The organism is Acidimicrobiales bacterium (assembly GCA_034521975.1).
Taxonomy (GTDB): Bacteria; Actinomycetota; Acidimicrobiia; order Acidimicrobiales; family SKKL01; genus SKKL01.
The window spans coordinates 40589-54177 of the sequence record JAXHLR010000006.1 but is presented as its reverse complement, the minus strand read 5'-3'; the positions used below and the strand labels follow the sequence as shown (position 1 = coordinate 54177).

The 13589-nt window shown below is 70.5% G+C and carries 11 protein-coding genes and 1 pseudogene; 2 read left to right on the top strand and 10 right to left on the bottom strand.

What is annotated here, in order from left to right:
• Positions 1-17: 17 nt before the first annotated feature.
• The 4 genes and pseudogenes from U5K29_09550 to U5K29_09535 all read right to left on the bottom strand — a co-directional run bounded on the left by U5K29_09550 (position 18) and on the right by U5K29_09535 (position 2855).
• Complete coding sequence (locus U5K29_09550) at positions 18-854, bottom strand: polysaccharide deacetylase family protein (GenBank protein ID MDZ7678785.1); 837 nt, start codon at positions 852-854, stop codon at positions 18-20.
• An 11-nt stretch (positions 855-865) separates the two neighbouring features.
• A pseudogene (locus U5K29_09545) lies at positions 866-1096 on the bottom strand (thermonuclease family protein).
• 383 nt (positions 1097-1479) lie between these two features.
• Positions 1480-2652 (bottom strand): steroid 3-ketoacyl-CoA thiolase, encoded by a 1173-nt coding sequence (locus U5K29_09540; GenBank protein MDZ7678784.1) that lies wholly within the window; start codon positions 2650-2652, stop codon positions 1480-1482.
• 11 nt (positions 2653-2663) lie between these two features.
• The gene (locus U5K29_09535; GenBank protein ID MDZ7678783.1) at positions 2664-2855 is read right to left on the bottom strand and encodes a hypothetical protein; all 192 of its coding nucleotides are present in this window, start codon (positions 2853-2855) and stop codon (positions 2664-2666) included.
• Positions 2856-2941: 86 nt separating this feature from the next.
• On the opposite strand from U5K29_09535, the gene U5K29_09530 reads away from it, so the two are divergent.
• Complete coding sequence (locus tag U5K29_09530; GenBank protein ID MDZ7678782.1) at positions 2942-3931, top strand: LLM class F420-dependent oxidoreductase; 990 nt, start codon at positions 2942-2944, stop codon at positions 3929-3931.
• Between the two features lie 28 nt (positions 3932-3959).
• Here U5K29_09530 and U5K29_09525 read toward each other — a convergent pair whose 3' ends face one another.
• From U5K29_09525 to U5K29_09510, 4 genes are read right to left on the bottom strand one after another with little or no spacing between them, the layout of a single operon-like run.
• Positions 3960-4604 carry a nitroreductase family protein gene (locus tag U5K29_09525; protein MDZ7678781.1) on the bottom strand — a complete coding sequence of 215 codons (645 nt, stop codon included), beginning with the start codon at positions 4602-4604 and terminating at the stop codon, positions 3960-3962.
• 31 nt (positions 4605-4635) lie between these two features.
• On the bottom strand, positions 4636-9492 hold the full coding sequence (locus U5K29_09520; GenBank protein MDZ7678780.1) for an NAD-glutamate dehydrogenase: 4857 nt from the start codon (positions 9490-9492) through the stop codon (positions 4636-4638).
• Positions 9489-10259 carry a mismatch-specific DNA-glycosylase gene (locus U5K29_09515; GenBank protein MDZ7678779.1) on the bottom strand — a complete coding sequence of 257 codons (771 nt, stop codon included), beginning with the start codon at positions 10257-10259 and terminating at the stop codon, positions 9489-9491. The genes U5K29_09520 and U5K29_09515 overlap by 4 nt, the downstream gene beginning before the upstream one ends.
• 17 nt (positions 10260-10276) lie before the next feature.
• Positions 10277-11062 (bottom strand): SDR family oxidoreductase, encoded by a 786-nt coding sequence (locus tag U5K29_09510; GenBank protein MDZ7678778.1) that lies wholly within the window; start codon positions 11060-11062, stop codon positions 10277-10279.
• Between the two features lie 167 nt (positions 11063-11229).
• Between U5K29_09510 and U5K29_09505 the strand changes: the two genes are divergently transcribed.
• Positions 11230-11424, top strand: coding sequence for a hypothetical protein (locus tag U5K29_09505; GenBank protein MDZ7678777.1), 195 nt, complete (start codon positions 11230-11232; stop codon positions 11422-11424).
• A 58-nt stretch (positions 11425-11482) separates the two neighbouring features.
• Here U5K29_09505 and U5K29_09500 read toward each other — a convergent pair whose 3' ends face one another.
• Both U5K29_09500 and U5K29_09495 read right to left on the bottom strand, forming a co-directional pair.
• Positions 11483-12895, bottom strand: a complete 1413-nt coding sequence (locus U5K29_09500) for a wax ester/triacylglycerol synthase family O-acyltransferase (GenBank protein MDZ7678776.1) — start codon at positions 12893-12895, stop codon at positions 11483-11485.
• A 62-nt stretch (positions 12896-12957) separates the two neighbouring features.
• On the bottom strand, positions 12958-13557 hold the full coding sequence (locus U5K29_09495) for a DsbA family protein (GenBank protein ID MDZ7678775.1): 600 nt from the start codon (positions 13555-13557) through the stop codon (positions 12958-12960).
• Between the last annotated feature and the right edge of the window lie 32 nt (positions 13558-13589).

Genomic DNA, 13589 nt, shown 5'->3' with positions numbered 1-13589 from the left:
TCCGCGCCTGGCGAGGGTCAGGCCCGCTGGGCGTCGCGCAGCTGCCGGTAGCTGACCAGGGTGGCCCCCGTCCGGCGGATCAACGACCGCAGATCGCTGTCGTGGGTGACGAGATGCAGATCGTCGACCCGGTTGGCCCAGTCCGGTGCGTGGGCCCGCAGCTCTGGACTGTCGGCGGCAGGGTGCACGTAGACCTCGGTGACGCCCGGCGCCAGCTCGAACAGTGCCCGTTCGATGACCTTGCGGCTGCCGACGCCGCCCGAGCCGACGATGGCCAGGTGGTCGGGGAAGAGCACGCCCTCGTCGGTGGCCAGTTGGCGCAGAGGAAAACCCGCGGAACGCTCGCCGGCGTCGCCTGGTAGCCGGACAGGGAGGCCGAACTCGACCGCGAGGTCGAGGTAGACGTCGAAGAACTCGGGGCGCATGTGCAGCGCGCCGAGGTGCGAGTCGAGGTGGCTCACGTCGAAGCCCCAGACGATCGCCCGTTCGATCTGGGTGCGGCACTCGCGGCGCACCTCGTCGAGATCGGCGTGCTCCCACAGCTCGTGGGGCGTGCGGGGGAATCCGCCGTCGCCGTCGACGAGTGAGGGAGCGTGGGTGATCGGACCCCACCGGTAGAGGTCGAACTCGGCGTTGAGGGTGAGCTGTACGCCGATGTCCTCGCCCCGGTAGGACGCGGCGGCCTCGCGGGCCCATGGTGGCGGCACCATCAGCGAACCGCTGGTGGCCAGGCCCTCGCGCAAGGTCTGGTAGACGCCGCTGTTGGCGGCGTGGCTGGAGCCGAGGTCGTGGGCGGTGATGATCAGCAGGCGCGCCTCGGGATCGTGTCCGAGTCGCTCGGCAAGCGTGGTCACAGTCGATGACGCTACCGGGCGCGGAGCGGATCGAGCGCCACGTCAGGTCCGCCACAGGCTCCCCACAGCCCCCGCTGGTCGGCGCGGGCCTGCTGCTCGGCTGCGGCGAAGGTGCCTCGGTGGGCGTGGTTGGGATCGACGGGCAGGGCGACGGCGAACCCCTCGGCCACGAGGGCCTCGTTGACGAAGAGGTCGTCGTCGGCCCGGTAGAGGTACAGGAGGAGCCGGCCGTAGTGGTCGCGACCTTCGACGTCGCGCTCGAAGACCGACGACCGACCCGGGCGGGATCAGCTCGGCGAGGCGGGCGGTGGCCTCGGCGCCGAAGCACTCGACGGGTCGGGTGGGGTGTGAGGTCTCGGGGGTGTCGATGCCGAGCAGCCGAACAGGTTCGTGGCCGTCGGAGAGGTCGAGCACGACGGTGTCGCCATCGACGACCGACGCCACCCGCGCCGAACCTGCCGGAAGTGGCTCGCCCGTGCCGGAGGGCGCGCACGCGACCGCCAGGGTGGCGAGCAGCAACGCGACGACCGTCGTGCGAGGTGTCATCGGCGCCTCCAGGGGCTCAGGCGCGACCGGGATGCGGTCGAGCACGACGGAGGCGCCGGGGGCGCGAGCGAGGGGAAGGTCAGAGGCGCTGGATGATGGTGCCGGTGCCGAGACCGCCACCGCAGCACATGGTGACGAGCCCGTGCTCGCCGTCGGTGCGCTCGAGCTCGTGCAGCGCCTTGGTGAGCAGCACCGCACCGGTGCCGCCGAGTGGATGACCGAGCGCGATGGCGCCACCGTTGGGGTTCACGGTGTCCATGTCGGGGTTCATCTCGCGGGCCCAGGCCAGCACCACCGAGGCGAAGGCCTCGTTGATCTCGGTGACGTCGATGTCGGACATCGACAGGCCGGTGCGGTCGAACAGGTGACGGGTGGCGTCGATCGGTCCGGTGAGCATGAGCACCGGGTCGACGCCAACGTTGCAGGTGTCGACCACGCGGGCCTTGGGGTGCAGGCCGAGGGCCTCGGCCTTCTGGCGGGTCATCAACAGGACCGCGGCGGCACCATCGGAGATCTGCGACGAGGAGCCTGCGGTGTGGACGCCGTCCTCGCGGGCGACGGGCTTGAGCCCGGCGAGGGCCTCGAGCGTGGTCTCGCGCAGACCCTCGTCGCGCTCGACGCGGTGGGTGGAGCCGGTGGGCTTGCCCTCGTCGTCGAGGTCGGGGGCGTCGATCGGCACGATCTGGGTCTCGAAGCGGCCTTCGTCCCATGCCCGAGCCGCCAGCTGCTGGGAGCGCAGCCCGAACTCGTCGGTGTCGGACCGGGAGATGCCCCACTTGTCGGCGATGCGCTCGGCGCCTTCGAACTGCGAGGTCATCTCGTAGCGTTCGAAGTAGCTGCTGGGTGTGGGGCGGCCGAAGTCGGTGCGCATCGCCGAGCCGATGGGGACCCGGCTCATGACCTCGACCCCGCAGGCGACCGCGGCGTCGACGACGCCTCCGGCGACCATCGCGGTGGCCAGGTTGGTGGCCTGTTGGGACGATCCGCACTGGGCATCGACGGTGGTGGCGGCGACCGACAAGGGCAGCCCGGCGGTGAGCCAGGCCGTGCGGGCCACGTTGAAGGTCTGCTCTCCGACCTGGCTGACGCATCCTCCGACCACCTGGCCGACCTCGGCCGGGTCGATGCCCGAACGGGAGATGACCTCGGACTGCACCGACGCGAGCAGGTCGGCGGGGTGGATGGTGGACAGACCACCGTTGCGGCGCCCGACGGGGCTCCGGACGGCTTCGACGATGACGACCTCGTTCATGGTCGAAGAGCCTAGGCCGCAGCCGGGGGTTCGTGACCATCGCGACGGTCGCGATGGTGGTGGTCGGCCAGCGCCGCCCGCAACGCCTCGCGAGCCGCGGCCACCCCCTTGCGGCCGATCTGTCGGGTGTGGTCGTCGAGCCGCCAGTCGCGAGCGGTCGCCGACTCGTCGTCGGTGATGAGCGCAAGCTGCCGTGTGTCCATGCCCACATCTTCCCCAGGGGGTGTGACACTGAACCCTCGGGGGTGGTAAGGAAGGCCAGCATTCGGACGATCTGGGGGAGAAGCAGATGCAGCGCTACGGCATGACCATCCCGTTCGGGGGCGTCCCGCTCCACGAGCACCGGGAGTGGATCCAGGAGCTCGTCGAGCTGGGCTACACCGACGTGTGGTCCGCCGAGGCCGATGGAGGGGACGGGTTCACCCCCCTGGCGCTCACGTCGGTGTGGGCCCCCAGCCTGCGCCTCGGCACCGCGATCATCCCCGCCTACACCCGCGGGCCGGCGCTGCTCGCCCAGACGGTCGGCTCGATCGCCCAGGCGGCGCCCGGCCGGTTCGCGCTCGGGATCGGTTCGTCGTCCAACGTGATCGTCGAGGGATGGAACGGCATCCCCTTCGAGGAGCCATACAAGCAGGTGCAGGCCATGGTCCGCTTCCTGCGCGATGCGATGGAGGGGGAGAAGGTCACCAAGGACTACGGGCGCTTCTCGGTCCGCAGCTTCCGGCTCGGCATGAAGCCTCCCGAGCCGGTTCCCATCCTCATCGCCGCGCTGCGCGAGGGCATGCTGCGCCTCGCCGGTCGTGAGGGCGACGGCGCGATCCTCAACTGGCTCTCACCCGACGACGTGACGACGGTGGTCCCCCACGTCGCCGCCGGCGCCGAAGCGGCAGGCCACGACCCGGCCACCAAGGAGATCGCCGCCCGGCTGTTCGTGATCCCCAACCCCGATGCCGAGGTCGCCCGGGGGGCGGCCCGCCGCATCATCGCCGCCTACCTCAACGTGCCCGTGTACGCCGCGTTCCACGAGTGGCTCGGCCGGGGCGACGACCTCAAGGGGATGTGGGACCTGTGGAAGGAAGGCGACAGGGCCGCCGCCCTGGAGGCCATCCCCGACCACGTCGTCGACGACCTGGTCGTCCACGGCGCCCCCGAGGTCTGCCGCGAGCAGATCGGCCGCTACATCGACAACGGCATCACCACCCCGGCCCTCGCCGTGCTTCCCTTCGGCGTCGACATGCGCGAGAGCATCCGCGCGCTCTCGCCGTCGGCCGCAGGCTGAGGCCCACCCGGTCGGGGCCGGCGAGCCATCAGGCCCCGATGTCGGTCTGCTTCCAGGTGTTCCAGTAGGTGATCTCTTCGGCCGGGCGGCGCTTGGCCGGCTTGAAGTCGTCGCCGGTGTAGTAGCCGATGGGGATGAGACCGGCCTGGCTGACGGTGTCGGGGACGCCGAGCAGCCCTGCGGCGTCGTGTTCGCGGAACAGGTGGATGGTGGTCAGCGCGGTGCCGAGGCCCCGGCTTCGGGCTGCCAGCATGAAGCTCCACGCCCCCGGCATGATCGAGCCCCAGAACCCTGGCCCGTCGCCCCGATCGAGCAGGCACGGGATCAGCATCGCCGGCACCTCGTGCAGATGGTCGGCGAGGTAGTCGGCGGAGTCGGACACCCGCGTCTCGGCGGCGAGGCCCTGCTCCTCACGGACCCGCTTCTGCGACTCCAGGTATGGGCGCCACCCCTCGCGGTACATGTCGGCGAGGGCGGCCTTCTTGTCGGGATCGTCGACGACGACCCAGCGCCACCGCTGGGTGTTCCCGCCGGTCGGGGCCTGGATGGCCACCCGGAGACACTCGAGGATCAGCTCGCGCGGCACCGGCCGGGTCAGGTCGAGTCGCTTGCGCACCGCCCGTGTGGTGGTGAGCAGGTGATCGGTCTGGGTCAGGTCGAGCTCGAAGGCCACGGTTCCCCCTTGGTGGTCGGTCGGTTCGACCCTAGTCAGTGGCTGGCGGGACGGGGCTGTTGGAGGCACGTCGCATGAGGTTGCGGATCTCGCGTAGTCCGACGGTGAGGTGCTCGAGCCCCGGATGTCCGACCGCCCGGATGCCGAGCAGCACGTCGAAGGTGCGCTCGATGGCCTCTTGGTTGGCACCCACCCAGTGGTCCACCCGGGTCTCGGCGTCGTCGCGACCGCCCCTGGCCAGGATGCGGCGCACCACCGAGGCGTGCTCGTGGAACAGGTCGTCGCGCAGCGCGGTGCGGGCCAGGGTGGTCCACATGTCGTCGCGGGGCAGCCGGTCGATCTGGCGGCGCAGCCAGCCGAGGCCGAGGTGGTCGTCGATGAGCCAGTAGACACGAGCGGCCTGGTCGAGCGGGGCGCCTTCGGATCTGGCCGCGGTCACGATGTCGAGGGCGGTCGACGCCAACGAGTTGAGGACGGTCTGGGTGGCGATGTCTCGGGGCACACCCTGGTCGATCCAGTGGTCGCGCAGCTCCCAGAGCTCCTCGGTGGCCGAGCTCGGCGCGACGTCTCCGAGCGAGGCGACGACCTCGGCGACGGCCGGGCGCAGCTCGGCGACGGCCTCGTCGACGTCGAGCGGGCTGTGGCGGTTCCTGATCAGCCAGCGGGTCGCGCGCTCGCCGAGGCGCTTGGTCGACAGCAGCATCTCGATCAGCGTCGAGGGGGCGAGGTCGCGCTCGAGCGCTTCGATGGTGGACCACTGGTGGTCGAGCTCGTGGATCCGCCAGGCGGCCAGGTGGGCTCTGGCCACCTCGGGGACCGAGGCCGCGGTCTCCTCCATGAGTCGCAACGTCATCGAGATCCCGGCCCGGTTGACGAGCCGGTTGGTGAGCTGGGTGGCGATCAGCTCGCGCTTGAGCCGATGGTCGGCCAGCGCACCGGGGAAGCGTTCGAGGATGACCGGTGGCACGTAGGGGTCGAGCTCGTCGAGCATCGCCGGGTCGTCGGGCAGCGGCGAGGCCTCGATGTGATCGGCCAGGACGTTCTTGGTGTAGGCCATGAGCACGGCGAGCTCGGGCTGGGTGAGGCCCCGACCGTCGTTGGCCCGCTCGTTGAGCTCGTCGTCGGACGGAAGCGCCTCCAGTTCGCGGTCGAGCCCGCCTTCGCCTTCGAGCCAGGACAGGTGGCGGGCGTGCACATGGACCATGCCGGATGCCTGGGCCCGGGCCGATGCCAGAGCCAGGGTCTGGGCCTCGTTGTCGGCCAGGACCAGCGCCGCGACCTCGTCGGTCATGTCGAGGAGGAGTTCGTTGCGTTGGCGCAGGGTGAGCGTTCCGGCCGCGACCTGTTGGTCGAGCAGGATCTTGAGGTTGACCTCCCGGTCGGAGCAGTCGACCCCTCCGGAGTTGTCGACGGCATCGGTGTTGAGCCGCACCCCGCCGAGGGCGGCCTGCACCCGTGCCCGCTGGGTGAGCCCGAGGTTCCCACCTTCGCCGATCACCCGGCAGCGCAGCTCGTCGGCGTCGATCCTGACCCCGTCGTTGGCCCGATCGCCGACGTCGTAGTGGGTCTCCGCACTGTCCTTCACGTAGGTGCCGATGCCACCGTTCCACAGCAGGTCGACCGGTGCCGCCAGGATCGCCGAGATGAGCTCGGACGGCGTGGTGCGACCGGCCGGGCAGCCCAGCGCGGCGGCCACCCGCTCGTCGACGTTGACCGCCTTGGCCGACCGGGGCACGATCATGCCGCCCTCGGAGAGGGCGGACCGGTCGAAGTCGGCCCACGTCGAGGACCGGAGGTCGAAGAGTCGGGCACGCTCGTCGAAGGTGCGGGCGGGGTCGGGATCGGGGTCGATGAACACGTGGCGGTGATCGAACGCGGCGATGAGTCGGATGTTGGGTGACAGCAGCATCCCGTTGCCGAACACGTCGCCCGACATGTCTCCGATCCCGACCACCGAGAAGGGATCGAGGTCGGGGTCGAGACCCAGCTCGGCGAGGTGGCGTCGGACCGAGACCCACGTCCCTCGTGCGGTGATGCCCATCTCCTTGTGGTCGTATCCGGTCGAGCCCCCCGATGCGAAGGCGTCGCCGAGCCAGAAGTCGCGTTCGAGGGCGATCGAGTTGGCGAGATCGGAGAAGGTGGCGGTCCCGCGGTCCGCTGCGACCACCAGGTAGGGATCGTCGCCGTCGAGGCGCACCACCCGATCGGGTGTCACCACCTCACCGTCGACGCGGTTGTCGGTGATGTCGAGCATGGCGTCGATGAACAGCCGGTAGCAGGCCTCGACCTCGGCGCGCACCGCTTGGGGGTCGTCGTCGGCGCGGAGCTGTCTGCACACGAACCCGCCCTTGGCGCCGGCGGGGACGATCACCGAGTTCTTCACCACTTGCGCCTTCATCAGGGCGAGGACCTCGGTGCGGTAGTCCTCTCGTCGATCGGACCAGCGGATGCCGCCACGGGCGACGCGCCCGGCGCGCAGGTGGACCCCTTCGACACGCGGCGAGGAGACGAAGATCTCCCGCTGGGGTCGGGGCGCGGGCAGGTCGGGGATCATGCTGGGATCGAGCTTGAACGCGAGGTTGACCGGTCCGGCGCCCGAGCTCCCGCGCTGGTAGAGGTTGGTGCGGACGGTGGCACCGATGAGGGTGTCGAGGCCACGCAGGATCCGGTCTTCGTCGAGCCGTGGAACGGCCTCGAGCGCGTCGAGGATCCATTGGTGGGTCTCCTCCTCGGCCGCGGTGTCGCGCCGGTCGGGGTCGAGACGGAGGTGGAAGCGGTCGATCAGCAGCCTGGTGATGCCGGCGTGGGTCGTGGTGACCTCTTGGATGTAGTTCGGTGTGTAGGAGGCCCCGGTCTGTCGCAGGTACTGGGTGAAGGCTCGGATGACCGCCACCTCGCGCCAGTCCATCCGCGCCAGCAGCACCAGCTGGGCGAAGGGGTCGCTGTCGGTGTCGCCGGTCCAGGCCGCGATGAAGCTCTCCTCGAGGCGGGTCCGGATGGCCTCGCCGTGCTCGCGGATGTTCTCCGAAGCCGGCCGCGGCAGCAGCAGGCCGAAGTCGTGGATCCAGGAGGTGTGTCGGTCGTCGGGGGTGACCTGGTAGGGGTGTTCGTCGAGGACCTCGACCCCGTGGTTCTGCAGGAGTGGCAGCACGGTGGAGAGCTGGGCCGGGTGAATCGAGCGGTAGAGCTTGATGTGCAGCACACCCTCGTCGGCTTCGGGAGGGTGATAGGTGTGCACCGAGACCGTCCCCGGGGGCTCGTCGGCGAGGTGCTCGAGCCGTTCGATGTCGGCGACGGCGAGCTCGGGCGGACGTTCGCGGTAGCCGGCGGGGAAGGCGCTTCGCCACCGTGTCGCCAGCTCGGTGCCGCGACCTTCGCCCAGCTGTTCGACCAGCTCGTGCTCGAGGTGGTCCTCCCAGGTGCGGGTGACCCGCTCGAGCCGGTGTTCGAGGGTCTCGAGGTCGACCGGGCCCGAGTCGGGGTCGGGGGTGATGACGATGAGGTGGAGCCGGGCGAGCGAGGCCGACGAGAACGCGACCTCGAAGCGGGCGGCGCGTCCGTGGAAGGCGGTCTCCAACAGCTGCTGGATGGCCTCGCGGACCTCGGTGCGGAAGCGGTCGCGGGGCACGAACACCAGACATGACACCGACCTCCCGAAGGGGTCGTGCCGGGTGAAGAGGCGCACCTGGCGACGCTCGTACAGGTGGACGATGGCCAAGATGGTGGGGTAGAGCTCGTCGACCGATGCCTCGAACAGCTCGTCGCGCGGATGCCCCTCGAGCACCGTAAGGAGGCGGTTGGCGTCGTGGGAACCAGGGGTGAACCCGGCGCGCTCGATGATCTCGGACACCTTGCGCCGGACGACCGGGAGCCGGATGACGGTCTCGGTGTAGGCCCTGGCGGTGAAGAGCCCGATGAACCGGCGCTCGGTGATCACCCCGGTGCTGGGATCGGTGGTGCGGACGCCCACGTAGTCCATCGCCACGGGGCGGTGGACCAGTGAGAGGGCGTTGGTCTTGGTGATCAACAGCACGTCGTCGCTGAGCACCCGTTCCACACCTGCGGGAGCGAGCTCGTCGACGGGACGTTCGGAGGAGGGCTGGTGGCCCAGGATGCCCAGTCCCGAGCTGGGGACGGACCGGATGATGCCCTCGGCCGGATCGAGTTGGTAGTCGCGAGCGCCGAGGAAGACGAACTCGTCGGCGGCCATCCACCGCAGCAGCTCGGCGGCATCGCTGACCTCGTCGGATCCGCTGGTGCTCCGTGCCTCCAGCTCGGCGGCGACCTGGTTGGCTCGCTCGGCCATCGGGCGCCAGTCGGTCACCGCGTCGCGGATGGCGTCGAGCGCGGCGGAGATGTTTCGATCGAGCTCCTGCACCCTGTCCGCGTCGAGCACCCGGTCGACCTCGAGGTGGACGAAGGCCTCGGAGAGATCGGTGCCCGGCCCGCTTCCGGCGGTGCCGACGAGCCGGTCGTCGTCGCGTCGCACCCGCAGGACGGGGTGAATGAGCAGGTGGACCTCGAGGCCGGCACGCTCGACGGCCATCAGCACCGAGGCGACGATGAACGGCGAGTCGTCGGTGACCAGATCGATCACGGTGTGGGGCGAGCGCCAGCCGTCGTCCTCGATCGTGGGGGCATAGACCCGCAGGAGCGGCTGGCCCGGGCTGCGGTGGCGAGCGAGCTGCAGGTGTGAGATCGCGGCCCCGTAGAGCTCGGCGGGGGATCGGTGTTCGAGGTCCTGGCGGGCGACGTGGTCGTAGTAGGCCCGGATCAGCGCCTCGGCGGTGGGGGCGTCGTCGGATCCGAACCGTTCCCTGACCCGGGCCGAGATCTCGTCGATCGGGTCGGCCGCGACGTCGGTGTCGGGGTGTTCGCCGTCGATCACACCCCTGACCGTACCGACTCGACCTGCTTGCCGCATGCTCCCCCTGGCCCCCGCTCGGTGTTTGCCAGCGCCTTCACCGCTTCGAGGTGCCCGACGAGCTCGTCGAGACTGCTCCTGGCGTTGAGCCCGCTGGTCGAGGGCATGACGTACACGGGCGCGCCGCCCAGCGAGGGGGTCTGGTGGCCGGGTGGCGCAGTGCGGACCGTCACCGCTCGCCAGGCGCCGAGGCCGACCATGCACACCACGGCAGGTCGCAGCGCCCGGCTCAGGTCATCGACCCGGCCGAGACCGTCGTGGAGCTCACCGGTGGCCAGCTCCGACGCTCGAGGGGTCGCCCGTTTGACCAGATCGGTCAGGCCGATGCCGTGGTGGGTGAGGGCGTGGACCGGGTCGCGGTCGCGGCTGACCAGGCCCGCCGCGAGGGCGGCGGGCCAGAAGCGGTTTCCGGGGCCGGAGTAGGCGACACCGGAGTCGGCGGCGTGCAGGCTGGGGTTGAACCCGCAGAAGAGGATCTGCATGCCCGGTCCTACCGTGTCGGCCAGAGTGCGGGCGCGGACGGCGTGAACGGTGTCGTGCCCGCCACGGGTCCGACCCAGCTCCTGGTTGGTCGGGTGGAACCCGGCCCCCGCGAGCAGGGTGGGGATCGTGATGGGCGCGGGTGGACGGTGCCGGATGCACAGGCTCACCGCGGCGCCCACCGGCAGCGATCGGTGCAGGCGGGCAAGGACGATCGGCAGCTGCTCGCCGTCCTGGTCCAGCTCGATCACCGGTGGCACCATCGGGATCAGGCCAGGTCGCCGTAGCGGGCTTGGAGTCGGCGCATCCCGGCGATCCACCGGTCGTGGTCGTCGGCCTTGCGGCGGAGGTAGTCGCGGACCTCGGGGTGGGGGAGGATCAGGAACCGCTCGGCCGACAGTCCGTCGATGACGGCATCGGCCACCTCGGCGGGCTCGATCATGCCGTCGACCCCGGCGACGCCGCCCTCGGTGCTGCCGGCGGTCATCGCGGTGCGCACCGCCTGCGGACACAGCACCGACACTCCGATGCCGCGATCGCCGTAGGTGATCGACAGCCACTCGGCGAACGCGACCGCAGCATGCTTGGTGACCGAGTAGGGGGCCGAGCCGATCTGGCTGAGCAGCCCCGCCGCTGATGCGGTGTTGAGCAGGTACCCCTCACCCCGCTCGAGCATCTCGGGCAGCACGGCCCGGGCCGCGTGCACGTGGGCCATCACGTTGATCTCCCAGATCGCCTGCCACTGCTGGTCGGGCACCTCGGGACCCCCCGGGATGCCGATCCCCGCGTTGGAGCAGAACAGGTTGATCGGTCCGACGTCGCGTGCGGCGCGAACCACCGCGATGAGGCCGGCCTCGTCACGGACGTCGCACCGTTGAGCGAGGCCGACCGCACCAGCCGCGGTGATGTCGGCGACGACCGGCTCGAGCCCCGCGTCGTCGATGTCGGCGACGATGACCGCGCTGGCTCCCTCTCGGGCGAAGCGCCGGGCCATCGCCGCGCCGATCCCGCTCGCGGCTCCGGTGACCACTATCACGCTGTCGTGGATCTCCATGGTCGGCATCGTAGGCATGAACCCTCATCGGTGCGGGTAGGGTGCCGATGAGACGACAAGGACACCTGGTCGTCCATGAGTGAAGCCTCGGTGACACCCATGGTCGCTATGGTGGAGTCAGCGGAACCGGAGGTGCCGGTTCCGACTGAGACTTCGGGAGGCCCCGCATGACCGAGACGGTTGCCGTCGACGAGACCATCTCCGAAGCGCTCGCGCTCATCGACCGCGGCCTCGGCGACATGCAGCATCGCGAGCTCGTCTCGACCGACGAGGTCTCCGATCTGTTGCTCGACGTGCGGGTGCTGCTCGCCACGCCGGGCACCGATCCCGATCAGCTCGACTCGGCGCTCACCAGCAACTGACGCGGTCGCGCCCGGCCGAGCCAGCATCCGGGCATCACCGTCGACTGGACAGCGCGGTTCAACCGAGCGAGGACGCGGCCTCGCACAGCTCGTGGAACGCGGCGACCACGGTGTCGCGCAACAGGTCGGGATCGGCCACCGCCGCCGTGTCGACATGCAGGCCCAGATCGATCCGGCCGTCGTAGCTCATCATCGTGATGTTGGCCGCAGTGGCCGCCAGCGGGCCGATCGCGTAGGTGGCCTCGATGCGGGCCCCCGCGATGTACAGCGGCACCGACGCCGCCCGCAGGTTCGAGGTGGTGAAGTCGATGGTGGCCGCCTGCCACCGGACCGCGGCGCGCAGCAACGGGGAGGGGACCAGCTCGGTGGCGGCCGCCACCGGTTCGATCAGCCCCGCTGCCCGCTCGTGCTTGGTTGCACCCAGAGCGTCCGACACCGCCCGCAGGTGGGCGGGCGCCGCAAGCTGCTCACCCGATGGGAGCACCACCCGGGTCGGGCTGAAGGCGTTGCCCCCGGCGAGCGCGTCGTCGCGGGTGCTCACCGGGATGGCCACCCTCAGTTCGGGGACCGGGTGGTCGATCACGCGGTGGTAGGCCGCCGCCCCGCGGAGAGCAGCGGTCACGAACACGTCGTTGATCGAGACGCCCGCCTCGGTGGCGGCGGTGCGGACCGGGTCGAAGGCGAGCGAGCCGGCGACGAATCGCCGCTCGTTCGAGCGGTTGGCCCACAGCGTTGATCTCGCCCGGTCGGCGACCGCGAGCTGACGTCGCAGCGATCGGGCGGTCGACCAGACCTCGGAGCCGAGGACGTTGAAGCGTTGCGGGTCGCGAAGCCCCTCCACGGTCCATCGGGCCGCCTGCGCGCCCGAGTGGGCCAGGTCGGAGGCTTGATCGACGGTGGTGAGGACCGTCCGATCGAACCACGAGGGCCGGGGCTGGGGTGGATCGGCTCCCATGAAGGGGTCCGGCGTGGGTCCGGGGTCGCCTCGTTCGAGATCGACGAACCGCTCGGAGATGCGGAGGCCGCCCTTGCCGTCGGTGATGGTGTGGTGCATGCGTTGCACCAGCGCGGCACGGCCGCCGTCGAGGCCGGTGACGATCACGAACCCCCACAGGGGACGATCGGCGTCGAACGGAGCGGCGACGAGGTCGGCGGCCATGTCGAGCACCGCCTGGTCGGTCCCGTCACCCGGGCAGGGCTCCCACCACAGGTGGTTGCCGAGGTCGAAGTCCGGATCGTCGATCCAGACCGACGAGGGCGACAGCAGCCCGCCGTCGTCGATCCGTTGGCGCAACCGCCGGATCGAGGCGGCTGCACCGGCCATGCGGGAGCGGAACCGCTCGGGGTCCGGCTCGCGGTCGAGGAACGTGACGCTGCCGAAGGTTGCACTCAGGTCCCGACCGCCCTCGAGCCGCCACATGAGCGACTCCATGGGTGTCAACCGGTCGTTGGCGTGGACCTCACGGGTCATCGATCCAGCCTACTGAGCCCCGGCCGGTGGGAGCAGCGCGCTCGCAGCCTCGACGGCGACGGTCAGCGGCGGATGCTGGTGTGCTTGAGCTCGTTGAGCTGGGGCCAGCCCGAGACCGTCTCCAGCACGCGCTCGACGGTGCGCACCGCAGTGGCGGCCTCGCCGTCGGGTGCCTCCATGAGCCGCACGAACACCGCATCGTCGCCGACCAGGAAGGTGGGCACGCCCCACACGTTGTGGCTGGCGATCGCTCCCTCGTGGGCGGCACGAACCGACTCGAGCGGCCAGCCCGTGTCGATCTCGGCGAACACCGAATCGGGATCGATGTCCGCGTCGCGGAGCGCGCCCGCCAGCACCTCGGGGTCGCGCAGGTCGGCGGAGTCGACGTGACGCAGGTCGAACAGCCGTCGGTGCACCGTGAGGAACGCCTCGGGATGGCGATCGCGCACCACCACCGACACTTGGAGGGCGAGCAGACCGCTGTCGTTGTCGGGGTCGTCCCACACCGGCGGATCGCCGTCTTCGACGTGGGCCTGGCGCAGTGAGAAGGGGAGGAAGGTGACGTCCCACTCCTGGCCGGCTTCGAGGGCTTCGATCACATGGAGGTGGCCGATGCGGGCGAACGGGCAGCGGTAGTCGTAGGTGACGGAGAACGAGGTCATGTTCGTGCCAACCCCGATGCGACCCGAGATGT